The organism is Streptomyces sp. NPDC047042 (genome assembly GCF_040644035.1).
Lineage (GTDB): Bacteria > Actinomycetota > Actinomycetes > Streptomycetales > Streptomycetaceae > Streptomyces.
Genome location: NZ_JBEYVP010000010.1, coordinates 1 through 23,670, shown reverse-complemented (window position 1 = coordinate 23,670; position 23,670 = coordinate 1). Strand labels below are relative to the sequence as shown.

Annotated in this window: 22 protein-coding genes, 1 pseudogene and 1 riboswitch; of the genes and pseudogenes, 10 read left to right on the top strand and 13 right to left on the bottom strand. The window is 69.5% G+C overall.

The features are described 5' to 3' along the window. The first annotated feature begins 79 nt into the window (after window positions 1-79). Window positions 80-922 (top strand): helix-turn-helix transcriptional regulator, encoded by an 843-nt coding sequence (locus ABZ855_RS13260; RefSeq protein ID WP_360805620.1) that lies wholly within the window; start codon window positions 80-82, stop codon window positions 920-922. After that, window positions 903-1,106, top strand: a complete 204-nt coding sequence (locus ABZ855_RS13255) for a DUF397 domain-containing protein (RefSeq protein ID WP_360805617.1) — start codon at window positions 903-905, stop codon at window positions 1,104-1,106. Before ABZ855_RS13260 ends, ABZ855_RS13255 begins: the two co-directional genes overlap by 20 nt. A gap of 34 nt (window positions 1,107-1,140) precedes the next feature. On the opposite strand, the gene ABZ855_RS13250 is transcribed toward ABZ855_RS13255, so the two are convergent. From ABZ855_RS13250 to thrC, 7 genes are all read right to left on the bottom strand, one after another. Beyond that, window positions 1,141-2,436 carry a hypothetical protein gene (locus tag ABZ855_RS13250; RefSeq protein ID WP_360805614.1) on the bottom strand — a complete coding sequence of 432 codons (1,296 nt, stop codon included), beginning with the start codon at window positions 2,434-2,436 and terminating at the stop codon, window positions 1,141-1,143. Window positions 2,437-2,778: 342 nt separating this feature from the next. Beyond that, window positions 2,779-3,903, bottom strand: a complete 1,125-nt coding sequence (locus tag ABZ855_RS13245) for an NADH:flavin oxidoreductase (RefSeq protein WP_360805611.1) — start codon at window positions 3,901-3,903, stop codon at window positions 2,779-2,781. Between the two features lie 100 nt (window positions 3,904-4,003). Continuing rightward, entirely contained in the window at window positions 4,004-4,591 is a 588-nt protein-coding gene (locus tag ABZ855_RS13240) for a hypothetical protein (RefSeq protein ID WP_360805608.1), read from the bottom strand. A 202-nt stretch (window positions 4,592-4,793) separates the two neighbouring features. Next, the gene (gene groL, locus ABZ855_RS13235) at window positions 4,794-6,416 is read right to left on the bottom strand and encodes a chaperonin GroEL (protein ID WP_360805605.1); all 1,623 of its coding nucleotides are present in this window, start codon (window positions 6,414-6,416) and stop codon (window positions 4,794-4,796) included. Window positions 6,417-6,781: 365 nt separating this feature from the next. Further along, on the bottom strand, window positions 6,782-6,988 hold the full coding sequence (locus tag ABZ855_RS13230; RefSeq protein WP_019057200.1) for a cold-shock protein: 207 nt from the start codon (window positions 6,986-6,988) through the stop codon (window positions 6,782-6,784). A 457-nt stretch (window positions 6,989-7,445) separates the two neighbouring features. Then, window positions 7,446-7,721, bottom strand: a complete 276-nt coding sequence (locus ABZ855_RS13225) for a MoaD/ThiS family protein (protein ID WP_175433254.1) — start codon at window positions 7,719-7,721, stop codon at window positions 7,446-7,448. An 87-nt stretch (window positions 7,722-7,808) separates the two neighbouring features. Then, the gene (thrC, locus tag ABZ855_RS13220) at window positions 7,809-9,116 is read right to left on the bottom strand and encodes a threonine synthase (RefSeq protein WP_360805600.1); all 1,308 of its coding nucleotides are present in this window, start codon (window positions 9,114-9,116) and stop codon (window positions 7,809-7,811) included. A 14-nt stretch (window positions 9,117-9,130) separates the two neighbouring features. Beyond that, window positions 9,131-9,282, bottom strand: a riboswitch (SAM riboswitch). Between the two features lie 168 nt (window positions 9,283-9,450). Here thrC and ABZ855_RS13215 point away from each other — a divergent pair. Then, window positions 9,451-10,422: a glucosyl-3-phosphoglycerate synthase gene (locus ABZ855_RS13215; RefSeq protein ID WP_360805597.1), complete on the top strand. Its 972-nt coding sequence runs from the start codon at window positions 9,451-9,453 to the stop codon at window positions 10,420-10,422. Window positions 10,423-10,596: 174 nt separating this feature from the next. Then, window positions 10,597-11,964 carry a trehalose-6-phosphate synthase gene (locus tag ABZ855_RS13210; RefSeq protein WP_360806264.1) on the top strand — a complete coding sequence of 456 codons (1,368 nt, stop codon included), beginning with the start codon at window positions 10,597-10,599 and terminating at the stop codon, window positions 11,962-11,964. Here ABZ855_RS13210 and otsB read toward each other — a convergent pair. The 3 genes from otsB to ABZ855_RS13195 all read right to left on the bottom strand — a co-directional run bounded on the left by otsB (window position 11,954) and on the right by ABZ855_RS13195 (window position 14,423). Continuing rightward, entirely contained in the window at window positions 11,954-12,799 is an 846-nt protein-coding gene (gene otsB / locus ABZ855_RS13205; RefSeq protein WP_360805594.1) for a trehalose-phosphatase, read from the bottom strand. The genes ABZ855_RS13210 and otsB overlap by 11 nt on opposite strands. A 93-nt stretch (window positions 12,800-12,892) precedes the next feature. Continuing rightward, on the bottom strand, window positions 12,893-13,141 hold the full coding sequence (locus ABZ855_RS13200) for a DUF3263 domain-containing protein (RefSeq protein ID WP_360805591.1): 249 nt from the start codon (window positions 13,139-13,141) through the stop codon (window positions 12,893-12,895). A 31-nt stretch (window positions 13,142-13,172) separates the two neighbouring features. Next, the gene (locus tag ABZ855_RS13195; RefSeq protein WP_360806261.1) at window positions 13,173-14,423 is read right to left on the bottom strand and encodes an extracellular solute-binding protein; all 1,251 of its coding nucleotides are present in this window, start codon (window positions 14,421-14,423) and stop codon (window positions 13,173-13,175) included. A gap of 176 nt (window positions 14,424-14,599) precedes the next feature. On the opposite strand from ABZ855_RS13195, the gene ABZ855_RS13190 reads away from it, so the two are divergent. From ABZ855_RS13190 to ABZ855_RS13180, 3 genes and pseudogenes are all read left to right on the top strand, one after another. Beyond that, window positions 14,600-15,541, top strand: a complete 942-nt coding sequence (locus ABZ855_RS13190) for an ROK family protein (protein ID WP_360805588.1) — start codon at window positions 14,600-14,602, stop codon at window positions 15,539-15,541. Window positions 15,542-15,669: 128 nt separating this feature from the next. Further along, window positions 15,670-16,803 (top strand): N-acetylglucosamine-6-phosphate deacetylase, encoded by a 1,134-nt coding sequence (gene nagA, locus ABZ855_RS13185; RefSeq protein ID WP_360806258.1) that lies wholly within the window; start codon window positions 15,670-15,672, stop codon window positions 16,801-16,803. A gap of 31 nt (window positions 16,804-16,834) precedes the next feature. Continuing rightward, window positions 16,835-17,570, top strand: a pseudogene (locus tag ABZ855_RS13180) (PfkB family carbohydrate kinase). A 24-nt stretch (window positions 17,571-17,594) separates the two neighbouring features. Here the strand turns inward: ABZ855_RS13180 and ABZ855_RS13175 are convergent. Further along, the gene (locus ABZ855_RS13175; RefSeq protein WP_360805585.1) at window positions 17,595-18,593 is read right to left on the bottom strand and encodes a CBM35 domain-containing protein; all 999 of its coding nucleotides are present in this window, start codon (window positions 18,591-18,593) and stop codon (window positions 17,595-17,597) included. A gap of 155 nt (window positions 18,594-18,748) precedes the next feature. Continuing rightward, window positions 18,749-20,479: a diguanylate cyclase CdgB gene (gene cdgB, locus ABZ855_RS13170; protein WP_360805582.1), complete on the bottom strand. Its 1,731-nt coding sequence runs from the start codon at window positions 20,477-20,479 to the stop codon at window positions 18,749-18,751. A 492-nt stretch (window positions 20,480-20,971) separates the two neighbouring features. Between cdgB and ABZ855_RS13165 the strand changes: the two genes are divergently transcribed. Then, complete coding sequence (locus tag ABZ855_RS13165) at window positions 20,972-21,490, top strand: flavin reductase family protein (protein WP_360805579.1); 519 nt, start codon at window positions 20,972-20,974, stop codon at window positions 21,488-21,490. Between the two features lie 70 nt (window positions 21,491-21,560). Then, window positions 21,561-22,031, top strand: coding sequence for a GNAT family N-acetyltransferase (locus ABZ855_RS13160; protein ID WP_360805576.1), 471 nt, complete (start codon window positions 21,561-21,563; stop codon window positions 22,029-22,031). Between the two features lie 212 nt (window positions 22,032-22,243). Here ABZ855_RS13160 and arfB read toward each other — a convergent pair whose 3' ends face one another. Beyond that, window positions 22,244-22,681, bottom strand: a complete 438-nt coding sequence (arfB, locus tag ABZ855_RS13155) for an alternative ribosome rescue aminoacyl-tRNA hydrolase ArfB (RefSeq protein WP_319208665.1) — start codon at window positions 22,679-22,681, stop codon at window positions 22,244-22,246. A 207-nt stretch (window positions 22,682-22,888) separates the two neighbouring features. Between arfB and ABZ855_RS13150 the strand changes: the two genes are divergently transcribed. After that, window positions 22,889-23,464 (top strand): TerD family protein, encoded by a 576-nt coding sequence (locus tag ABZ855_RS13150; RefSeq protein ID WP_360805572.1) that lies wholly within the window; start codon window positions 22,889-22,891, stop codon window positions 23,462-23,464. Window positions 23,465-23,670: the final 206 nt, after the last annotated feature.

Below are 23,670 nucleotides of genomic sequence, written 5' to 3'. Positions count from 1 at the left end.
ACAGAGTGGCGGCCACCCGTCTAACCTGGCCAGACACCAAGACCCAACAACCCCATGTGTCCAACAGGGAGTTGCCGCCATGGCAGGACCGAAGAGTCTCGACCCGTTCTCCTCACCCCGAGCCATGCTGGGTGCTGAACTGAGATATGCGCGTGAGAAGAAGGGGCTGAGCCAGACCAAGTTGGGCGAGCCCCTCTTCGTCAGCGGCTCCTTCATCGGCCAGCTGGAGTGCGGGACTCGCCGCATGCACCACAACTACGCCGTCAAGTTCGACGAGATGCTCGACACCGGCGAGTTCTTCGCCCGCAACTGCGAGGCCTCCGCCAAGTCCAGGTTCCCGAACCACTTCACGGAAGCGGTGGAAGCGGAGGCGCTCGCCACTTCGATCAGGCAGTTCACGCCAACGCTGATTCCCGGCCTTCTGCAAACAGCGGCGTACGCGGAGGCGTTGTTCCGCGCCTACTGGCCGACGGCATCGGACACGGAAATCGACGAGCTGGTAGCGACCCGTATGGAACGCACCCGCCTTTTCGACGATCCAACAACGCCGTTGTTGTGGGCAGTTCTCGAGGAAGCCGCCCTACGCCGCCCCGTCGGCGGACCTGCGGTCATGGCACAGGTCCTCCGCCGCGTGGCAGACCTGGCACATCACCGCCGGATCATCATGCAGGTGCTCCCGTTCAGCGCGGGCGCGGTCGGCTCCCTGCCGAGCGGCATCAAGCTCATGTACTTTCCGGACGCCCCTCCGCTCGCCTACGTCGAGGGCGTCGGCATGGGCCAGCTGCTGGACGACCGAGAGACCGTCACCCGCCACGAGCTGACCTTCGACCTGATCAGAGCCAACGCTCTCCCCCCGCAGGAATCTCTGGCCCTGGTCGAGTCAGTGGCAGAGGATTACTCCCATGAAGCGATCCAGCTCTGACCACACTTGGTACAAGTCCAGTTACAGCGGCGGCGACGGCGCCGACTGCCTGGAAGTCTCCGACGGCCACCCCACCCACGTCCCCGTACGAGACTCCAAGAACCGCCGGGGGCCAACGCTCGCGTTCCGGACGGAGGCGTGGGAGGCGTTTGTCGAAGACCTCAAGCAGCCTCGGGACAACTGACCCGGCCGGGATCCCAAGCTTGGGATCCCGGGTGTCATGCGCCCAGCCTGAGCCCCAACTCCGCCCGCAGCGCCGCCACATCGACCTGGTCGGCGGCCAGCAGTCGTACGACTGTCATGTTGGCGTCCGTGTCCGCAGCCGACTCGTCGAGCAGCGCGGCCAGCAGGTGGACCGTGCCGACCGTGGGCGAACCGTGCTCGGCGGCGGACAGTCGCGCCACGGCCACGACCCGGTCGGCGGCGGCGGACGGACGTACCAAGTCGCTGTCGGGATCACCTGCGGCACGGCCCGCCGAAGCCGAAGTGACCGCGGCAGCCGAGGCGTTCGTCGAGGCCGCCAAGACCAGGGAGCACTGTCGTACCCCGTGCCGGCGCATCAACTCCGGCGCGGAGTTGGCCTTCGCCAGACTCGCGGGAAGCGAGCGCCTGGCGACGAACAGGGCCCGGTCCAGGGCCAGTATCCCGAGCAGAAGATCCAGCGGTTCCACCGCGCCGCGCCCGCACCGTACCGCCTGCCGCATGGCCTCGACAGTCACCGCGAACAGAACCGGTGAGCCGTTCACGGAGCTTTGGGAGGTCCACGAAGTCAGGGCGCGGGTCAGGCGGTTACCGCTCTTGCCCAGCGTTCCGGCTCGCCGGAGAAGGGTGACGCCGCGGGATTCCGGTCCTCCGGCCCGCGCCGAGGCGCCCGCATCCGACGCATCCGACGCGTTCACCGCCTCCAACGCGTCGAGCGCGTCGAGCGCGTCGAGCGCGTTCGCCGCGGCGGAGAGGTCCAGCCTCTCCAGCACCATGGCCTCCCGTGCCCTGCTGTCCGGCAGTTCCACCAGGGCACGGGCAACATGCCGACAGCGCACAGAGATCGCCCCCTCGGCGCGGGCCGACCTGATCGCGAGCAGGAGGCACGAGTGCGCCGCCCCGGTCGTCCCGGGTGGCACCGGGCCGCTGTCCGGAGCCGATCCGCCCGCGCTGAGGCCGTAACGCCACCGGGCCTCACGCCAGGCAGCTTCGATCTCCTCCTCATCGGCACCCTCACCGACACCGCTCGCCTCGTCGTCACTCACCCAACCGCGGCCCGCCCGGCCGTCGATGAGACCGCTGAGCGAACCGGCCTTCCGCATCCCCGGGGTGATCGCGTCACCGGCGTCCGTCTCCCCGGACACGAGGGCCCCGAGCAGGGTGTCCGTCCCCACGGCCGGCAACTCGCGTTTGACCGCGCGGCGCAGTGCCTCCACGAACAGATCCATGACGTCCGGCTCGAACTCCGTGGCCGCCCCGATCATGACTGAGCCGTTGTCGGCGTGGGCGCCGTCCGTCCCCTGCTGTTCCATCAAGTTCCCCTCACAGCGCGGTGGTCTGGTTGCGATGACGCTATGCGCACCTCCGGGGTCACCGCGACGGCCGACCGGCCAGACTCCCGGTCCGATCGGCCGTCCCGCTCCGCGCGGCCACGGACAGGGCCTGCTGGCGGCGCAGCCTCGGCTGCACCTGCCGGACAGCAGGATGCGAGTCACGCGAAGGTCCGACTCACCGGCACGACCGCGTCCGCCGGAACGGAATCGGCACTGAGAGGCCCCGGGCGCTACCGCCCGGGGCCTCGTGCTGTCACGGCAGCTCCGTGTCGACGAACTTGACCTCAGCTCGGCGTTCGTCCTCGCCCAGCTGCGGTCAGGTCAGCTCAACGACCCCAGCGCCGCCGCGTCGTACGCCTTCAGCTCACCCGTCCGGCCCTCGAGCACCTTCGCCGCCCACTCCGGGTCCTGGAGCAGCGCGCGGCCGACCGCGACGAGGTCGAACTCCTCGTTCTCCAGGCGGTCCAGGAGGTCGTCGATGCTCTTGAGCGGGGAGCCCTCGCCCGAGAACCCCTTGATGAAGTCGCCGTCGAGGCCGACCGAGCCGACCGTGATCGTCGGCTTGCCGGTGAGCTTCTTCGTCCAGCCGGCCAGGTTGAGGTCCGAGCCGTCGAACTCCGGGAGCCAGTAGCGGCGCGTGGAGGCGTGGAAGGCGTCGACGCCGGCCGCCGCGAGCGGGGTCAGGATCGACTCCAGCTCCTCGGGGGTCTCGCCCAGGCGGGCGTCCCAGGCGCCCCCCTTCCACTGCGAGTACCGGAAGATGATCGGGAAGGACGCGGACACGGCCTCCCGTACGGCGGCCACGATCTCCGTCGCGAACTTCGTACGGGCGACCGGGTCACCCCCGTACGCGTCCGTGCGGCGGTTGGTGCCCGCCCACAGGAACTGGTCGATCAGGTAGCCGTGGGCGCCGTGCAGTTCGATCCCGTCGAAGCCGATGCGCTCGGCGGCCACCGCGGCCGCGACGAACGCGTCGATGACGTCGTCCAGGTCCTCCTGCGTCATCTCCTTGCCGCCACCGGCGGTGCCGTCCAGCCGCAGCCCGGAGGGGCCGACCGGCGGGGCGTCGGTGTACGGGGGCTGCCCGGCTTCCCTGGTCATGCCGATGTGCCACAGCTGCGGCACGATCTTCCCGCCGGCCGCGTGCACGGCCTCGGCGACCTTCGCCCACCCGGCGAGCTGCTCCTCGCCGTGGAACCGGGGGACGTTGTCGCTGGCACCGGCGGAGTCGTGTCCGACGTAGGTGCCCTCGGTGACGATCAGACCGACGCCGGCGCCCGCGCGGCGCGAGTAGTACGAGGCCACGTTCTCGCCGGGGATGCCGCCGGGCGAGAACTCACGGGTCATCGGCGCCATCACGATCCGGTTCGGCACGGTCAGGCCGTTCACCGTCAGGGGGCGCGAGAGGACCTGGGCCGCGCGGGAGGTCTGGGCGGGGGCTGTCACGTGGGGGCTCCTCGGAAGGGGACGGAAGGGAACGGACTGCACATGCATGCATGTGCATCAACTCCGCCGGGTGCCGGCTCATTCCGCACCCGAGCCCGACTCACTGTGATCCGAGCCACTTCCACACGGTCACCTCGGCCTCGACCCCACCACCACTCCCCACAGCCGTGACAACGACACTGGCGACGCGCCCTTCGTCGGTACGGAGACAGACGGTGTCGTCGGGCGACACGGGCACGAGCTTCGCGCGGCTGTCGATGTCGCCGAGCAACTTGGCGCACATGTCCGGCGACGAGACGACCGTGCCGTCCGGCGCCTTCACCAGGGTCCGCCCCACCAGCCTGGCGACGTCTTTGCCGTTCCTGTACTCCTGTACGGCTACGTCCCACGACTCGCCGGCCCCAGGAGGCGTCCGGTCGACGTCGATCGCCGACACCGATCCGATGTCCACGCCCCGCAGGAGCTCATGCAAGGCGTTCGGTTCCTGGACCTCGTACGTCGGGTCGGGCACGGGCAGTGTCCAGGTGGTTGACGACCACACGTCACCCCCACCCCCCGTCCCGCCCCCCTCCACCAGCAGCGCGGGCATCGTCCCCACCACCAGCACGGACGCCACGAACAGCCCGGCCCCGACGTACACATACGCCGAATGCACCCCGCGCCCCTTCAGCGGCGTGCGCTCCGGCATCGACGGGTCGGGCGGCGGTTCAGGGGGCGGCCCCGGCTGGCCCGAGTCCCCTGGTCCCCCAGTGGTCCGACCGCCGCGTCTCCCGCCTGATCCCCCGAACAGCACGCCCCAATGGTCCCGCAAACGCCCGAGGGCGGCACCCCTCTTCAGGAAGGGTGCCGCCCTCGAACTCGTACGCGATGAACTGCCGATCCTCGGGGGATCAGAAGTCCATGTCACCGCCCGGCATGCCGCCGCCGGCCGGCGCGGACGCCTTCTCCGGCTTGTCGGCGATGACGGCCTCGGTGGTGAGGAACAGCGCGGCGATCGACGCGGCGTTCTGCAGCGCGGAGCGCGTCACCTTCGCCGGGTCGATGATGCCCTCGGCGATCATGTCGACGTACTCACCGGTCGCGGCGTTGAGGCCGTGGCCGACGGGAAGGTTGCGCACCTTCTCGACGATGACGCCACCCTCGAGACCACCGTTGACGGCGATCTGCTTGATCGGGGCCTCCAGCGCGAGCCGCACGGCGTTGGCGCCGGTCGCCTCGTCACCCTCGAGCTCCAGCTTCTCGAACACCTGGGAGGCCTGGAGCAGGGCCACGCCACCACCGGCGACGATGCCCTCCTCGACGGCCGCCTTCGCGTTGCGAACGGCGTCCTCGATGCGGTGCTTGCGCTCCTTGAGCTCGACCTCGGTCGCGGCGCCGGCCTTGATGACCGCGACACCGCCGGCGAGCTTCGCCAGGCGCTCCTGCAGCTTCTCGCGGTCGTAGTCGCTGTCCGAGTTCTCGATCTCGGCGCGGATCTGGCTGACCCGGCCGGCGACCTGGTCGGCGGAGCCGCCGCCGTCGACGATCGTGGTCTCGTCCTTGGTGATGACGACCTTGCGCGCACGGCCCAGCAGGTCCAGGGAGGTGTTCTCGAGCTTGAGACCGACCTCCTCGGAGATGACCTCGCCACCCGTGAGGATCGCGATGTCGTTCAGCATCGCCTTGCGGCGGTCACCGAAGCCCGGGGCCTTGACCGCGACGGACTTGAAGGTCCCGCGGATCTTGTTGACGACCAGGGTCGAGAGGGCCTCGCCCTCCACGTCCTCGGCGATGATCAGCAGCGGCTTGCCCGACTGCATGACCTTCTCGAGGAGCGGGAGCAGGTCCTTGACCGAGGAGATCTTGGAGTTGGCGATGAGGATGTAGGGGTCCTCGAGCGACGCCTCCATGCGCTCCACGTCGGTCGCGAAGTACGCCGAGATGTAGCCCTTGTCGAAGCGCATACCCTCGGTGAGCTCCAGCTCCAGACCGAAGGTCTGGGACTCCTCGACGGTGATGACGCCTTCCTTGCCGACCTTGTCCATCGCCTCGGCGATGAGCTCGCCGATCTGCGTGTCGGCGGCGGAGATGGAGGCGGTCGAAGCGATCTGCTCCTTGGTCTCGACCTCCTTCGCCTGGTCGAGCAGCGCACCGGAGACGGCCTCGACGGCCTTCTCGATACCGCGCTTCAGCGCCATCGGGTTGGCACCCGCGGCGACGTTGCGCAGGCCTTCGCGGACCAGCGCCTGGGCCAGGACGGTCGCGGTCGTCGTGCCGTCACCGGCTACGTCGTCCGTCTTCTTCGCGACTTCCTTGACCAGCTCGGCGCCGATCTTCTCGTACGGGTCCTCGAGCTCGATCTCCTTGGCGATGGAAACACCATCGTTGGTGATCGTGGGGGCGCCCCACTTCTTCTCGAGGACGACGTTCCGGCCCTTGGGGCCGAGGGTGACCTTGACGGCGTCGGCGAGCTGGTTCATCCCGCGCTCGAGACCGCGCCGTGCCTCCTCGTCGAACGCGATGATCTTGGCCATGTGAAGTGGTCCTCCCGGACTGGGGTGGATTGCTCCGGACCGCGCTGGCGCCCGCGACGGACGGCCTGCCTGCCCTGTGGTTCCTTGCACCACCTGGCCTGCGGGCCTCACCCACCCGGTCCTTCGTTATCACTCTCACCTTCAGAGTGCTAACGCCAATGATTAGCACTCGCCCCTGCCGAGTGCAAGCGGCTCTCGAAGATCCCCAGGTGAACGGCGGGTACCTACGCGCCGGTAGGCATGGCGCCGACGGTCGGTGGACATGCCGATGGGCCCGCACCCCGTGAGGTCCCACGAGGTACGAGCCCATCGAATCCTTCAACGAAGGAAGAAGAACGTCGCTTGCGGTGCGCCGGCGCGTTGCTTCAGCTGGTCGCCAGACGGACCATGTCCGCCTGCGGCCCCTTCTGGCCCTGCGAGATCTCGAAATCGACCCGCTGACCTTCCTCGAGGGTGCGGTAGCCGTCCATCTGAATCGCGCTGTAGTGGACGAAAACATCCGCACCACCGTCGACCGCGATGAAGCCGTACCCCTTCTCCGCGTTGAACCACTTGACGGTGCCCTGAGCCATGCCTAACTCCCCTATTACTGGCCCTTGCACGGACCCGCACTTCGCGGATCCGGGTCAGACCTCACCCCCCCAACCGGTGGAGGTGTGCGCCGGAACGCGTCGACCGCGGCCGAATGTATCTGTCCAACTGCCCTCTGCAACAGGTCAATCGGACGAGAAATCCGGGCACGCCAGGTCAGGAAATATGCGGAGAATTCACGCGGATTCAGGGCAAGCCGGGCCCCACAAAGAGAACAAAAAACGCAAAAGGCCTGCACACTTTGGCTACTTCTCGTTGGGTGCGCGGCAGGAATTAATACGCGTGCGGCGAGCGAGATGGTGCGGCTTCCCCAACTGTACCGCGCTCAACCATACAGAATTGCCCCCTCCGTTTCTCTCACGGAGGGGGCAATTCGATGAACTCTCGGTAACCGATGTTACCGACGGTTACTACTGGCGGGTATCACGGCCTCGCGGCTCAGCCTCCGGCCACAGCCGGGATGATCGACACACCGGCGCCGTCCGGCGTCGCCGTCTCCAGCCCCTGCTCGAAGCGGACGTCGTCGTCGTTGACGTACACGTTGACGAACCGACGCAGCTTCCCCTGGTCGTCGAGCACCCGGGCGGCGATCCCCGTGTGGTTCTTCTCCAGATCGGCGATGACCTCCCCAAGGGTCCCCCCTTCGGCACTCACCTCGGCCTGCCCACCGGTGTAGGTACGAAGGATGGTAGGGATACGGACGCTAACGCTCACGATGAAACCTCCGGTCAGGTGGAGCGCCCCTTAAGGGGCGCGGGGAACTGCGCGACCAGCCCCCACCGGCCCGCAGACAACAAACGACTAAACGAGCCCGGACTCCCGGAACGACTCAAGGCTGGGCCGAATAGTCGCGGTCAGCCCGACATCGGCAACCGCGTCCAGCGTCTTCAGCCCGTCCCCGGTGTTCAGCACAACAGTCGTGAGCGTCGGATCCAACAACCCGCTCTCGATCAGCTTCTTCGTCACCCCCACCGTCACACCCCCGGCGGTCTCCGCGAAGATCCCCTCCGTGCGCGCGAGCAACCGGATCGCGTCGACCACCTGCTCGTCGTTCACGTCCTCCACCGCACCCCCGGTCCGCCGCGCGATGTCCAGCACGTACGGCCCGTCCGCCGGGTTGCCGATCGCCAGCGACTTGGCGATCGTGTTGGGCTTCTGCGGCCGTACGACGTCGTGCCCGGCCTTGTAGGCCACGGACACCGGCGAGCAGCCCTCCGCCTGGGCACCGAAGATCTTGTACGGCTTGTCCTCGACCAGCCCGAGCTTGATCAGCTCCTGCAGACCCTTGTCGATCTTCGTGAGCTGCGACCCGGAGGCGATGGGCACGACGAGCTGGTCCGGCAGCCGCCAGCCGAGCTGCTCGCAGATCTCGTACGCGAGGGTCTTGCTGCCCTCCGCGTAGTACGGGCGCAGGTTGACGTTGACGAAGCCCCAGCCCTCGCCGGCCGGGTCGCCGATCAGCTCGGAGCAGAAGCGGTTCACGTCGTCGTAGTTGCCCTCGATGCCGACGAGCTCGCCGCCGTACACCGCGGCCATGACGACCTTGCCCTGCTCCAGGTCGTGCGGGATGAACACGCAGGAGCGGAAGCCGGCGCGGGCGGCGGCGGCGCCGACGGCACCGGCCAGGTTGCCCGTGGAGGAGCAGGAGAGGGTGGTGAAGCCGAAGGCGCGGGCGGCCTCCAGGGCCTGGGCGACGACCCGGTCCTTGAAGGAGTGGGTCGGGTTGCCGGAGTCGTCCTTGACGAAGAGCTTGCCGGCGTCGACACCCAGCTCGCGGGCGAGGTTGTCGGCCTTGACGAGCTTGGTCCAGCCGGGGTTGATGTTCGGCTTCTCGGCGACGTCCGCGGGGACGGGCAGGAGGGGCGCGTAACGCCAGATGTTCGCGGGTCCCGCTTCGATGCGCTTGCGGAGTTCCTCGGTGTCGTACGAGGAGAAGTCGTAGGCGATCTCCAGCGGGCCGAAACACTCCTCGCAGGCGAACACGGGACCGAGGGGGACCCGGTGGCCGCATTCGCGACAGGAGAGCGCGGCGGCGGGGCCGAGATCGACGGGGGGAACGGCGGAGGTGACGGAGCCGGTCGTGGTGCTCTCGGCAGTTTGCGCAGCCATGGAGGCGAAACCCTTCCTCATCTTTCTCACGACGCGTTTCGCCGTGAGACGGATTTGGCACCTTCCCGAGCCGGGAGCCTCGCTGACCGTTAGCGGATCACGAGTGCCGACTGGAGGGTTGCCGGGGCTTCATCGGGCCGTATCCCTCTGCCCCTCTGGATGAGCGGTATGAAGTTGTCAGGTTGTGAGCTTGTGAACGCCGCTGCCCTCGGACATGCGATGGTCACCCGCGTTGTTCAAGACTGTAACCGAAGGCTTGGATGGTGGTGGGAGCCGTCCGAACCGCGAGATACAAGATCGCGCTTCCCCCCACGAACGTAAGGGAGAGCCGCACGTGCTGGAAGACGTCGAGCGCTGGCTGAGCACGCGCTCCTGGGCCGCCCGCGACCGCCCGCTCAAGAAGCTGATCGCCGCGAAGCGTTCCTCCAACGCCACGGTGAGTGTCGTCCTGCCCGCGCTCAACGAGGAGGAGACGGTCGGCGAGATCGTCGCCGTCATCCGCCGGGACCTGATGCTGAAGGCGCCGCTGGTCGACGAGATCGTGGTCATCGACTCCGGATCGACCGACCGTACCTCCGAGGTGGCCGCCGCTGCGGGCGCCCGGGTCGTGCACCGCGACGACATCCTGCCGCGCATCCCGGCGGTTCCGGGCAAGGGCGAGGTGCTGTGGCGCTCGCTGCTCGTGACCAGCGGGGACATCGTCTGCTTCGTCGACGCGGACCTGAAGGAGTTCTCGTCGGAGTTCGTCTCCGGGATCGTGGGCCCGCTGCTCACGGACCCGGGTGTCGACCTCGTCAAGGCGATGTACGACCGCCCGCTCGGCACCGAGCTGAATTCGCTCGCCTCCGGCAGGACCGCCGGCCAGGGCGGTCGTGTGACCGAACTCATGGCCCGCCCCCTGCTCAACATGCACTGGCCGCAGCTGGCCGGCTTCGTCCAGCCGCTCGGCGGCGAGTACGCGGCCCGCCGCTCGCTCCTCGAACAGCTCCCGTTCCCCGTCGGCTACGGCGTGGAGCTGGGCATGCTGATCGACGCCCTGCACCTGGTCGGTCTGGACGCGCTCGCGCAGGTCGACGTGGGAGTGCGCAAACACCGCCACCAGGACGGCCAGGCCCTGGGCCGGATGGCCGCCGCGATCTACCGCACCGCCCAGCTCAGGCTGGCCCGGGGCCATCTCATCCGCCCTTCCCTCACCCAGTTCGAACGCGGGGAGGACGGTTTCGAGCCGCGTACGTACTCGGTGGACACGGAGGAACGCCCGCCGATGGCGGAGATCGCGGAGTACGCGGGAAGGAAGGTCGCGTAGCCCGGCGCAACGCCACCCGTGCGGCTTGTATACGGCCGGTACGTACGCCTGTACGTTTGAGCGTTTCCGGCCCGGGCTAGGTTCAGGCGTATGGCTTCGACGCAGGGTGAGCAGGAAGTGCAAGGCGTGCCGGGTGTGGCGGGCGTACAGGACGAGCGGGCGGGCGGATACCGCGTGCTGGTCGCGTCCAACCGCGGCCCGATCACCTACGAGGTCCAGGAGGACGGCTCGCTGCACGCCCGGCGTGGCGGCGGCGGGCTGGTCTCCGGGCTGTCGGCGATCGGGCCGGACGCGGACGCCCTGTGGGTCTGCTCGGCCCTCGGCGACGGCGACCGCGAGGCGGTCCGGCGGGGAGCGGGCGAGCCCGGGGTGCGGATGCTCGCGATCCCGGCCGACGTGCACGCGGACGCGTACAACGGCATCGCCAACTCGGTGCTGTGGTTCGTCAACCACATGCTGTACCAGACCCCGCTGGAGCCGGTCTTCGACGCGGAGTTCCGGCGCCAGTGGGCGTCGTACGAGGCCTACAACCGGGCGTTCGCCGAGGCTCTGGCGGCGGAGGCGGCCGAGGGCGCGTCGGTGGTGGTCCAGGACTACCACCTGTGCCTGGTCCCGGGCATGCTGCGCGAGCTGCGCCCCGACCTGCGCATCGGCCACTTCTCGCACACCCCATGGGCACCGGCGGAGTACTTCCGGATGCTGCCGTACGACATCTCCGAGCAGCTCCTGCGCGGGATGCTCGGCGCGGACCGCCTCGGTTTCCTCACCCGCCGCTGGGCGGACGCGTTCACCGCCTGCTGTACGGACCTGGTCGGCGGCCTCGGCGACACCCGGATCGGCGTACACGGTCTGGGCGCGGACGCGGACTTCCTGCGCCGGCGCGCGCACGAGCCGGACGTCGAGGAGCGGATGGCCGCCCTGCGGACGGAGATCGGCGGAAACGGCGACCGAAAAACAATCGTCCGCGTGGACCGCACCGAACTGTCGAAGAACATCGTGCGGGGACTGCTGGCGTACCGGCAGCTGCTGGAGGACCGCCCCCAGTGGCGCGAACGGGTCGTCCACGTCGCGTTCGCGTACCCCTCCCGCCAGGACCTGGCGGTCTACCGCGACTACACGGCCGAGGTGCAAAGCCTGACAAACGACATCAACTCAACCTACGGAACCCCCACCTGGACCCCGGTCCTCCTCCACGTCAAGGACGACTTCGCCCGCTCCCTGGCCGCCTACCGCCTCGCCGACGTGGCCCTCGTCAACCCCATCCGCGACGGCATGAACCTCGTCGCCAAGGAGATCCCGGTGGTCTCCGACGAGGGCTGCGCGCTGGTGCTGTCCCGGGAGGCGGGGGCGTACGAGGAACTGGGCGAGGACGCCCTCGTGGTGAACCCGTACGACGTCACGCAGACGGCACGGGCCCTGGAGGACGCGCTCAACATGCCGCCCGGCGAACGTGCGGAACGCACGAAACACCTGGCCGCGGCGGCGACGGCGCTGCCCCCGGCCCAGTGGTTCCTGGACCAGCTGAACGCGCTCAGCGACTGAGGACGGTCCGCTGAAGGGCCTGAAGCAGCCGTACGACTCCGGCGGGGCCGTCGACGACCAGGTCGGCGCGTTCCGCCAGCTCCGTCACGGCCTCGGCGCTGTTGCCGCTGCACACCAGCAGGCCCGGGATTCCCTGCCGGCGGAGCTTCTCCACCGCCGCGAACGCCGGGAGGTCGCCGAGGTCGTCACCGGCGTAGAGGACGGAGGTGGCGCCGATCTCGCGGACGTACTCCTCGAGGGCGACACCCTTGTCCATGCCGGGCGGGCGCAGCTCCAGCACGAGCCGCCCGGGTTCGACGATCAGACCATGCCGGGTCGCCAGGTCGGCGAGGGGCTCGCGCAGCGCCTCGAACGCGGCCTGCGGGTCCGACGCGCGCCGCGTGTGCACGGCGACGGCCCGGCCCTTCTCCTCGATCCAGGCGCCCTTCCAGGCCCCGAACCGCTCGAGAAATTCGGGCAGTTCGGCACGGACGGCGGCAACGCCGGGATGCGGGTCGGGCGCACTGACCTCGCCGGTGCCGGCGTCCCACCGCTCGGTGCCGTAGTGCCCCAGAACGACTAGATGCTCAAGCCCCGACACCCCCGCGAATCCACCGTGCCGCACAGCGACCCCGGCGGGCCGCCCGGTGAGAACGGCCACGGAGGCAACCGCGGGGGCAAGCCCGGAGAGAGCGGAAAGAGCCTCGGGATGAGCCCGGGCCTGCTCAGGATCGGCAACGATGGGAGCAAGGGTCCCATCAAAGTCAAGAACGACAAGGGCCCCCCGGGGCCGCCCAAGAATGGCCTCCAGCCCATCACGACCGGCCTGAGTAAGGGGCGTAGGCAGGGAATCCATGCACCCGACCCTAGCGGGCACTCCAGTACCTTTTCAGCCCCGGCCCGGCACCCTCAGCCCGTCCGGCGTTTGAGGACAAGGCCCGTCCCCCCGCTACCGCTCCCCCCGCCGCCCCTCCCGCACCCTCCGCAACCTGTTCACCGTCACCGGATCCCAAGCCAACGCCCGCTCGTCATCAATCAACGCATTGAGCAGCTGGTAATACCGAACCGGCACCAACCCCAACTCCTCCCGGATCGCCCGCTCCTTGGCCCCCGGCCCAGCAAACCCCCGCCGCTCAAGCGCGAGAATCTCCCGCTCCCGCCGCTCCAGCTCCGGCTTTCCGCCCACACCCTCACTCATACGCCGAACCTACTACTCGGCCTACGCCGACCTACTCCGCGTTCTCCGCCCTATTGGCCTCCCCCTGCAACTCCGCGAGCACCCGCCCCGGACTCCCACCCGCAGCGAAAACCGTCCCGATCCGCTGCTTGATGTCCGCGCTGACCTGCGCCCAGGACGTCTTGCCGACCGGATAGAGCTGGGCGTTCGGCAGCTCCGCCAGGAAGGGCGCGAGGTCCTTGTCCTGGGCGGCCGTGGACATCGTCCGGGACGCGGAGGTGGTGACCGGCAGAAGGTCGTACTCGCGGGAGAAGGCGAGGACGTTCTTCTCGTCGTAGACGAAGTCGAGGAAGTCGCCGACCTGGCTGCCGTGCCCGTTCTTCTTGAAGGCCATCATCCAGTCCGCGACCCCCATCGCGGCCCGCGTCGAGTTCCCCGTACCGGGCATCGGCACCATGCCGACGTCGACCCCCTTGGCCGCCGCGATCTTCATCAGCGAGGGATGGCCGTTGAGCATGCCCACCTCACCGCGTGCGAAGGCGGCGAAGGCGGCGGCCCGGTTGAGCTTGCCGGGGGCGACGGGACCGGTGAGTCCCTTGTCGACGAGTTCGTCCTTGAGCCAGGTGAACGTCCTGATGTTCTGCGGGGAGTCGATGCCGTAGGTGCCGACGGGGCTGGTGTAGCCGTCGCCGCCGCTGAGCAGCCACTGCATGGTCTCGGCCTGTGCCTCCTCGGGGCCGAGCGGAAGGGCGTACGGGTACTTCACGCCCTCGTCCTTCAGCGCGGCGGCGTCGGCGGCCAGCTCGTTCCAGGTGGTGGGCGGGGTGAGGCCGGCCGCGGTGAAGAGCTTCTTGTTGTAGAAGAGGAGACGGGTGGAGGCGGCGAAGGGCATGCCGTACTGGGTGCGGTTGACCTTTCCGGCGTCGGCCAGCCGGGCGACGAAGTCGGCCTGGGTCGGGATGGAGAGGATGTCGTCGGCCTGGTAGAGGTCGCCCTTGGCGGCGTAGTCGGCGTACGCGCCGATCTGCGCCAGGTCGGGCGCGTCACCGGCGGCGACGAGCTCCTTGACCTTGCGGTCGACGTCGTTCCAGGAGTAGACGCTGACGTCGACCTTCACATCGGGGTGCGTGTCCTCGTACGCCTTGACCAGGTCGTCCCAGTACTTCTGGGAGCTGTTGGTTTCGGAGTCGCCGTAGTCGGCGGCGACCAGCTTCAGGGTGACCTCACCCGAGCCGGTGGCTCCGCAGCCCCCGAGCGCTGCCGTCACTGCCGTCATACCGAGTGCGGACACCGCCGCGATCATCCCTGCCCTACGCCGTTGCACTGCCTTAAACCCCTACCGATCGGCACAGATCATCACTGACCCGTCATCGATCATTCACATATATGTTCATTGGTACGTTCATTTTCTTACTCCATAAGGTCTACACCACGTAAGTGGACTAGACCTCTTCCGGGTCGACGGGCCACACTGTTCCCGTGAGACATGTCATCGCCCTCGACGTGGGCGGCACCGCGATGAAAGCCGCCCTCATCGGGCCGGACGGCGCGCTCCTCCACCAGGCGCGCCGGGCGACCGCCCGCGAGCGCGGCCCCGAGGCCGTGGTCGAGGCGATCCTCGACTTCGCCGCCGACCTCCACGCCCACGGCGTCGCCCACCTCGGCGAGAGCGCCGCCGCGGCCGGCGTCTCCGTCCCCGGCATCGTCGACGCCGACCAGGGCATCGCCGTCTACGCGGCGAACCTCGGCTGGCGCGACGTACCCCTGCGCGAGCTGCTCACCCGGCGGCTGGGCCTGCCGGTCGCCCTCGGCCACGACGTACGGACGGGCGGGCTCGCGGAGGGACGCATCGGGGCCGGCCAGGGAGCAGACCGTTTCTTCTTCATCGCCCTCGGCACCGGAATCGCGGGCGCCATCGGCGTCGACGGCCGGGTGGAGGCAGGCGCGCACGGCTTCGCGGGCGAGATCGGCCACATCGTCGTACGGCCCGGCGGGACCCTGTGCCCGTGCGGCCAGCGCGGCTGTCTGGAACGGTACGCGTCGGCATCGGCGGTGAGCGAGGCGTGGGCGGCGGCGTCCGGGAACCCCGGCGCGGACGCGGCGGACTGCGCCGCAGCCGTCACCTCGGGCGACCCACGCGCCCACCGGGTGTGGCAGGAGGCCGTCGACGCCCTCGCCGACGGCCTGGTCACCGCCCTCACCCTGCTCGACCCCCGCACCCTGATCATCGGCGGCGGCCTGGCGGAAGCCAGCGACACGCTGTTCACACCGCTGCGCACAGCCGTACGGCAACGGATCACTTTCCAGAAGCTTCCGTCCATCGCCCCCGCAGCCCTGGGAGACACGGCAGGCTGCCTGGGCGCAGGCCTACTCGCCTGGGACCTCCTCACCACAACCGACCTCACGGAGGCAACGCCCTGATGGCAACGACCCCAGGGGCAGCGGACCCAGTAGAGACGGGTGCACTGGCAACAGACCCAGCAGCAGCCCACCCAGGGGCGCGGGGAACTGCGCGACCAGCCCCCACCGCGCCGCACCCGTCCCACAACCTGGTTTTCAGCGGCGCCCGCCTGGTATTCCCCACAGGCGTCATCGAAGGTGCCCAACTAACCGTCGCGGGCACCCAATTCGCCGAACACCCCCACGAAAACGCCCAGCAGATCGATGTCCGCGACCACTGGGTGGTCCCCGGTTTCGTGGACCTCCACAACCACGGCGGCGGCGGAGCCTCCTTCACCTCCGGCACCCCAGAGGACATCCTCAAGGGCATCCACACCCACCGAACCCACGGCACCACCACCCTCGTCGCCTCCACCGTCACCGGCGACATGGACACCCTCACCGCCCAGGCCGGCCTCCTCTCCGAGTTCGCCGAGCAGGGCGACCTCGCCGGCGTGCACTTCGAGGGCCCCTTCATCTCCCCGTGCCGCAAGGGCGCCCACTCCGAGGCGCTGCTGCGCGACCCTGACCCGGCGGAGGTACGCAAGCTGATCGACGCGGCGCGCGGCCAGGCCAGGATGCTCACCCTCGCCACCGAACTCCCCGGCGGCCTGGACTCCGTGCGGCTGCTCGTCGAACACGGCGTCCTCGCGGCGATCGGGCACACGGACGCGACGTACGAGCAGACGGTGCGGGCCATCGACGCGGGCGCCACCGTCGCCACGCACCTCTTCAACGCGATGCCCACCCTCGGTCACCGCGAGCCCGGCCCGATCGCCGCCCTCCTGGAGGACGAGCGCATCACCGTCGAACTCATCAACGACGGCACGCATTTGCACCCCGCTGCCCTCCAACTCGCGTTCCGTCACGCGGGCGCCGACCGGGTGGCGTTCATCACCGACGCGATGGACGCGGCCGGCTTCGGCGACGGCCGCTATCTGCTCGGCCCGCTGGAGGTCGAGGTCAGCGAGGGTGTGGCGCGGCTGGTCGAGGGGGGTTCGATCGCGGGCTCGACACTCACTCTGGACCGCGCGTTCCGGCGGGCGGTCACGGTGGACCGGCTCCCGGTGACGGACGTGGTCGCCGCCCTGTCCGCCAACCCGGCCCGGCTGCTGGGGATGTACGACCGGGTGGGCTCCCTGGAACCGGGCAAGGACGCGGACCTGGTACTGCTGGACGCGGACTTCGCACTCAAGGGAGTGATGCGCAAGGGGAGTTGGGTTGTGAAGCCCCAACTGCCCTGATTTCCGGGCCCGGAGAGGGGAGGCCGACGGGATGACCCTGACGGTCACACTGAACACCGCGCTGGACATCACGTACCACGTAAGGGAGTTACGCCCGACCGCCATACCAGGCGTGTTGGACACCCTGGTGCCAGTCTCCGGCGACCCAACTCGACGAGCCGGGCCCGCAGATCACCTCCGGCGAGTGGTCCGCGTTCCGGGACGCGTACGAGCAACTCCTGCCGTCCGTCTCGGCGGTGGCCCTGTGCGGCAGCCTGCCGCCGGGGGCGCCGGTGGGCGCGTACGCCGACCTCGTCCGCACGGCACGCGCGGCCTGCGTACCGGCGCTCCTCGACACCGGCGGAGAGCCATTGCGTCGCGGGATCGCGGCCCGCCCCGACCTGGTCAAACCGAACGCCGCGGAACTTGCCGAACTCACCGGTTCCCACGACCCGTTGACGGCGACCCGGGACGCCCGCAGACGCGGCGCACGGGCGGTGGTGGCCTCACTCGGCCCGGCCGGCCTGCTGGCGACGACCCCGGAGGGCACCTGGCGGGCAGCCCCACCGACCCACGTCAGGGGCAACCCGACGGGCGCGGGCGACGCAGCGGTGGCAGGCCTCCTGTCGGGCCTGATCGACCAACTCCCTTGGCCCGAACGCCTGGCCAGAGCGGTGGCCGCGTCAACGGCGACGGCACTGACCCCGCCGGGGGGCGAGTTCGACCACAGGACGTACGAGGAACTGTTACCCCGGGTGAGGGTGACCGTCGAGGCGACGGTGGCCTAGTGCGGCGCGTTCACACGCAGACGGCTACTGGTCGACCCAGCCCTTGACCAACCAGAGTTGATCGATATTCGCGTCGCACTGGTTTCCCTGCTCGCACGAGATCTTGATGGTGTTCGTGCCCTTGTTGAGCTCGACGTAGTTGTAGGTCTGCGTCCAGCCCTTCGCGTAGTCGCCCTCTGCTGCCTTCGCGTAGTTCTTCATTCCGACCGGGCTCGTGGAGGCCGTGCCGTTGAGGGTGAGCGTGGCGTTGGCGTCCTTCCCCGGGACGCCGTAACCGACATACAGCGTGTACTTGCCGTCCGCCGGAATGTCACTGACGTTCCAAGTGACGGACGCGCCCTGGTTGTTGAAGTTGCTCACATAGACCCCGCCGGCCGCCTTCGCGCCCTCGACGTCCGATGCTGTCGTGGCGCCCCCGCCGAGTTGCAGGGCCTTCGCGTCGATGGCCGGCAGCTCTTCCTCCGTCGCCGCCGACGACTTGCTGGCCGTGGGGGACGGCTCGGCGCTCTGCTGGGTCGACGGGGTCGCGCTCGCGCCGCCCGCCTCCTCCTTGTCGCCGTCGCCGCCCATCATCGCCACGGCGATGCCGATGACGACCGCGGCGACCACCGCGATGGCACCGATCAGCAGACCCTTGGTGTTGGGGCCGCCGCCCCGCCCGCCCCGGCCCCCACCGTTGCCGCCGCTGTACGCGTGCTGCTGGGGAGGGGTGGGCGCGCCGCCGAAGGCCTCGGGTGCCTGGTAGTGGGCGTTCGGGCTGCCGTACACGCCCTGCTGCTGCGGGACCGCCTGACCGTACTGCGCGGTCGGGGCGGTCTGGCCGTACGCCGCCGGCGGCTGCTGCTGCGGGGCCTGCGGGCCGCCGTACTGTCGCTCGCCGACCGCCCGCACCCGGCCGACCGAGTTCGGGTAGCCGTAGCCGCTGCTCGGCGGCTGCGCGCCGGCGGCCTGCCCGTCGGCGTACAGATAGCCGAACGGGTCCTCTTCCTCGGGCGTGCTCGCTCCGTTGTTGCCGGGCGTCATCCCTAGGTCTCCTCAACAGGTGCAGGGTGGGACTTCGAAGGTGCTGCGAAGGTGCCGCGAAACATGCGATGCGAATAGCGAGCCTACCCGCTCTCGCTGCCCCAAACGGGTGAGTCCGATCGCAGGGGACCGGGGTCACACCCCTGACCAGGGGATCATCCCGCCCGGCGGTGCTGTCTGGGACGAGATCGTTTCTCGATGTACATCCGCTCGTCGGCGGACTTCAGGACTTCGTCGGCCGTCATGCCGCAGTGGGCCCACCCGATACCGAAGCTCGCACCGACCCGCATCGCGCGGCCGTCGACCCGGATGGGCTGGATGATCTCGTTGCGCAGCCGTACGGCGAGGTCCTGGGCGTCGGCGCGGCCGAGGCCGTCGGCGAGGACCACGAACTCGTCGCCGCCGAGCCGGGCCACCGTGTCACCGTCCCGGACGGCGCCGCTCAGCCGCCGGGCCACCTCGATCAGTACCGCGTCGCCGGAGTTGTGCCCGAAGCGGTCGTTGATCGACTTGAAGCCGTCGAGGTCGCAGAAGAGGACCGCGAGCCCCTTCGTCCCGTCGTCCTGCTCGCCCTCGGGGGCAACGGTGTGGACATGGTGGTCGTACGCCCCGTACGCGTCGGCACCGGCGCGGAAGTCGAACTGGTGGCCGTTGACGTCGTACGGCTGGAGTCCGCCGTCCGGCACCGGGGCCGGCGCCGTCGAGTACTGGTCGTGCGTGCCGTAGGGGTCCGGCTGGCCGTGGCCGTACGCCGCGTCGACCGACTCGACGAGGCCGGGGGCCGCCGTCTGCGGGCGCTGGCAGAGGCGCGAGCTGAGCCGGGCGCGCAGCTCGGCGGAGTTGGGCAGGCCGGTCAGGGAGTCGTGGGAGGCGCGGTGGGCGAGCTGGAGCTCGCGGCGCTTGCGCTCCTCGATGTCCTCGACGTGGGTGAGCAGGAAACGCGGGCCGTCGGTGGCGTCCGCGACGACGGAGTTGCGCAGCGACACCCACAGATACGAGCCGTCACGGCGACAGAGCCGCAGCTCGGTGCGCCCGCCCTCGGCGGAGGTGCGCAGCAGGGTGCCGATGTCCTCGGGGTGCACGAGGTCGGAGAAGGAGTAGCGGCGCATCGCGGAGGCGGGGCGGCCCAGGAGGCGGCACAGGGCGTCGTTGGTGCGGAGTATTCGCCCGTGCTGGTCGCCGCCCAGCTCGGCGATGGCCATGCCGGAGGGGGCGTACTCGAAGGCCTGGCGGAAGCTTTCCTCACTGGCCCTCAGCGCCTGCTGCTCGCGTTCGAGTCTGACCAGTGCCCGCTGCATATTCGCGCGTAGACGCGCGTTGCTGATCGCGATGGCGGCCTGGAACGCGTACATCTGGAGCGCTTCCTTGCCCCAGGCGCCCGGTCGGCGACCGTTTCGCGGCCGGTCCACGGACAGCACGCCTATCAGCTCGCCGCACGAGCCGCCGGGCACGCCCGGGGTGTACATCGGCGCGAAGAGCCGGTCGGAGGGGTGCCACTCGTCCTCGAAGCGCGGGGCGGGGCCGTCGGTGTACCACTGCGGGACGTCGTCGTCGTCGAGGACCCAGCCCTCGGTGTGCGGTATGAACACCAGGTCGCCCCAGGCCTCGCCCATGCCGAGCCGGCGCTCCCAGGACTCGCGCGAGCCGACCCGGCCGGTGATGAGGGCCTCGGCGGCGGAGTTCCCGGCGAAGGCGGCGACGACGAGATCGCCGTCCGGACGGACGAGGTTGACGCACGCCAGCTCGTACCCGAGGCCGTTGACGACGCCATCGGCGACGGTCTGGAGGGTGTCCGCCAGACTGCGCGCGGTGTTCATGTCCGCCATGACCTGATGCAGCTGCCGCAAGGTCGCGAGACGGACATACGGCTCCTGGTCGGTCTCCATTCGCCCCCCTTCCGCCTGTCTCACCTTCCAGCCACTGAATCACAGTGCGCTGCCCACTCGGTACACAGGGTCAACAAAAAGAGTCACCTGTGACTCAAGTCACAACCAAAGATGAGCAATTGAGTGGAGTTTCTGAGTTCTCCTTGTGCGTTTACTGAACGCAATCTTTGTATCCGTGCGGACACTACGAGCGAGGATACGGCCGAGAAGAAGTCGGCGTGGCCGTTCCCGATCATTGGTTGTCGGCCGGGGGTCGCTCGGGAGTCGGTCGGGAGTCGGTCGGGAGTCCTAGGTCCGGGTTCGGCCGCTGGTCCGATGCGGTGGCGGGCAACGGCGAAATAGTTTTTCCGTGTGCCGACCTCCCCCGCAGTACCCGCCCCGCACGCCCCGCACGTCCAAGACGTCCCGCACGTCCCGCACGCCACTACCACCCCTCCCCTCACCACCACCCCTCCCCTCTCCTCGCCCCCTCCCGCCGGGCATCCTGGGGGAGTGACCCACGACGACTTCCGCGCCGCGATGTCCCGCCTGGCCTCGGGCGTGGTCCTGGTGACCGCGCAGGAGCCGCCGCTCGACCCGGACGACCCGCACGCGCCCGCCGGTGAGGACGTCGGCATGACGGCGACCGCCTTCCTGTCCGTCTCCCTGGATCCGCCCCTGGTCATGGTCAGTGTGCGCGAGGGCTCCCGGATGGACGACCTGCTCGACGAACAGCCCCTGTGGGCGGTCTCCGTCCTCTCCGAGAGCCAGCGCCACATCGCGGGCCGCTTCGCGATGAAGGGCCGCATCAGCGACCGCCTGCTCTTCGAGGACCTCCCCCGTACGAGGGGCGAGGCGTCCGGCGCCCCCCTGATCGGCGGCGCCCTGGCGACCCTGGAGTGCCGCACGGAACAGCGGGTGCCGGCCGGCGACCACACCCTGGTGATCGGCCGCGTCCTGACGGCGACCACACAGAACGCGGACGAGGGCCCGCTCGCGTACTTCCGGGGCCGCTACCGCCAGCTGAGCTGACCCGGCCGACCCGGCTGACTGACGGAAAACCCGCTGGTCAAGCGGGTACGTGACGACATAGCTTGCCTTTATGGCAAGCGACGACGCGCTCCGACTGGAGCGGATCACCCCCGACAACTTCGAAGCCGCCGTCGCCGTACGCGTGCGGCCCGACCAGGAGCACGCGGTCTCGCCGGTCATGAAGTCCCTGGCCGAGGCGTACGTCCACGCGCGTGCCGCCTGGCCCCGGCTGATCCTCGACGGAGACCGGCCCGTCGGTTTCCTCATGGCCTTCTTCGACATCGCGTGGGACGACACCGGCACCGACCTGCGCTCCGGCCTGTGGCGCCTGAACATCGCGGCCGACGAACAGGGCAGGGGCTACGGCCGCTTCGCCGTGGAATCCGTGGCCGCCGAGATCCGCCGCCGCGGCGGCACCGCCCTCTACGTCACCTGGCACCCAGGCCCGACCGGCCCCGAGCCCTTCTACCTGGGCCTGGGCTTCCGCCCCACCGGCGAGACGAGCGGCGGCCAAACGGTCGGGGTACTGGACCTGGCCTAGTTTCCGCAGCGACCTTTTCGTGTACGAACGTGAATACCCGCCGGGATTTCACACTGCGGGAAATTCATTCCCGGGGCGGTACAACGGCCGTACACGGCCCTTTTCCCCGACCCCCCAATAATTCACGATCGTTCATCCGCAGCCCCAGTCCGTCCGCAATCCGCCCCCAATCCGCGCCGTCGGCGGTCAGAAACAGACCCACTATGCGGTTATCAGCCCCAGTCCCGTCCCGTACGGCCACGCTTCACGTCCGCGCGTGCTTTCTTCTGACGCAGCCGGCGTTCATTGATTCCGCGCGGGATACGGGTCGGGGTGCGGGGCTTGGGCGGAGGCGCGGTCGCCTCGGCGAGAAGAGCGGTCAGGCGTACGGCCGCCGCCTCACGGTTGCGCCACTGCGAACGGTGCTCGGAGGAACGGACGGTGACGACACCGTCGACGAGGCGGCCGGCGAGGCGCTCCAGCGCGCGCTGCTTCCAGACCTCGGGCAGCGCCTCGGTCCGGGCGAGGTCGAGGCTCAGCTCGACCCTGGAGTCACTGGTGTTGACGTGCTGCCCGCCCGGACCTCCGGACCGCGAGAAACGCCACATGAGCTCGGCCTCGGGGAGCGAGACGGAGCCGCGGATGAGGTAGGGACCGGCCATGCCCACCATGGTCGCGCGGCTGTCCGGTCCACGTCACCCCGTTTTCGCCACGCCGGGTCGCCACGCCGGGTAAAGAAAGTAAAGACGCGTGGAACCTTTGGTACCCCCGTCGGCGTTCATGGGGGTGACGGTAGCTTCGTCCCCGTACGGGGCTCCCGCACCGCACGCCCGTACGCCCGTACGCACGTCTGTCAAACGAGGGAAGGACTCCCAACAATGGCTGTAAGCCTGTCCAAGGGTGGCAACGTCTCGCTCACCAAGGAGGCTCCGGGCCTGACCGCCGTCACCGTGGGCCTCGGCTGGGACGTCCGCACCACCACCGGCACGGACTTCGACCTCGACGCCTCGGCGATCGCGGTCAACACGCAGGGCAAGGTCTACTCGGACGCCCACTTCGTGTTCTTCAACAACAAGCAGACCCCGGACAGCACGATCGTCCACACCGGCGACAACCGCACGGGCGAGGGCGCGGGCGACGACGAGGCGATCAAGGTCAACCTCGCCGGCCTCCCCGCCGACATCGACAAGATCGTCTTCCCGGTCTCGATCTACGACGCGGAGAACCGCTCGCAGAACTTCGGCCAGGTCCGCAACGCGTACATCCGCATCCTGAACGAGGCCGGCGGCGCCGAGATCGCCCGCTACGACCTCTCGGAGGACGCGGCGACGGAGACGGCGATGGTCTTCGGCGAGCTGTACCGCAACGGCGCGGAGTGGAAGTTCCGCGCGGTCGGCCAGGGCTACGCCTCGGGCCTCGTGGGCATCGCCCAGGACTTCGGCGTCAACGTCTGAGCCGACGACGAGGCCGCCCACGGCGGCCACCCGAAAAGCCCCCGGCCCGAGCGCAAGCCAGCGCTCGCCCGGGGGCTTTCGCACGTCCACGCAGAAGGCGGAAGGGGTGAGGGGGCGGGCCCCCGGCCCAGGGGGCCGGGCCGGGGGGGGGGGGCCAGGGCGGGGGGGCGGGGGGGGGGGGGCGGGGGGGGGTGCGGGGGCCGGGC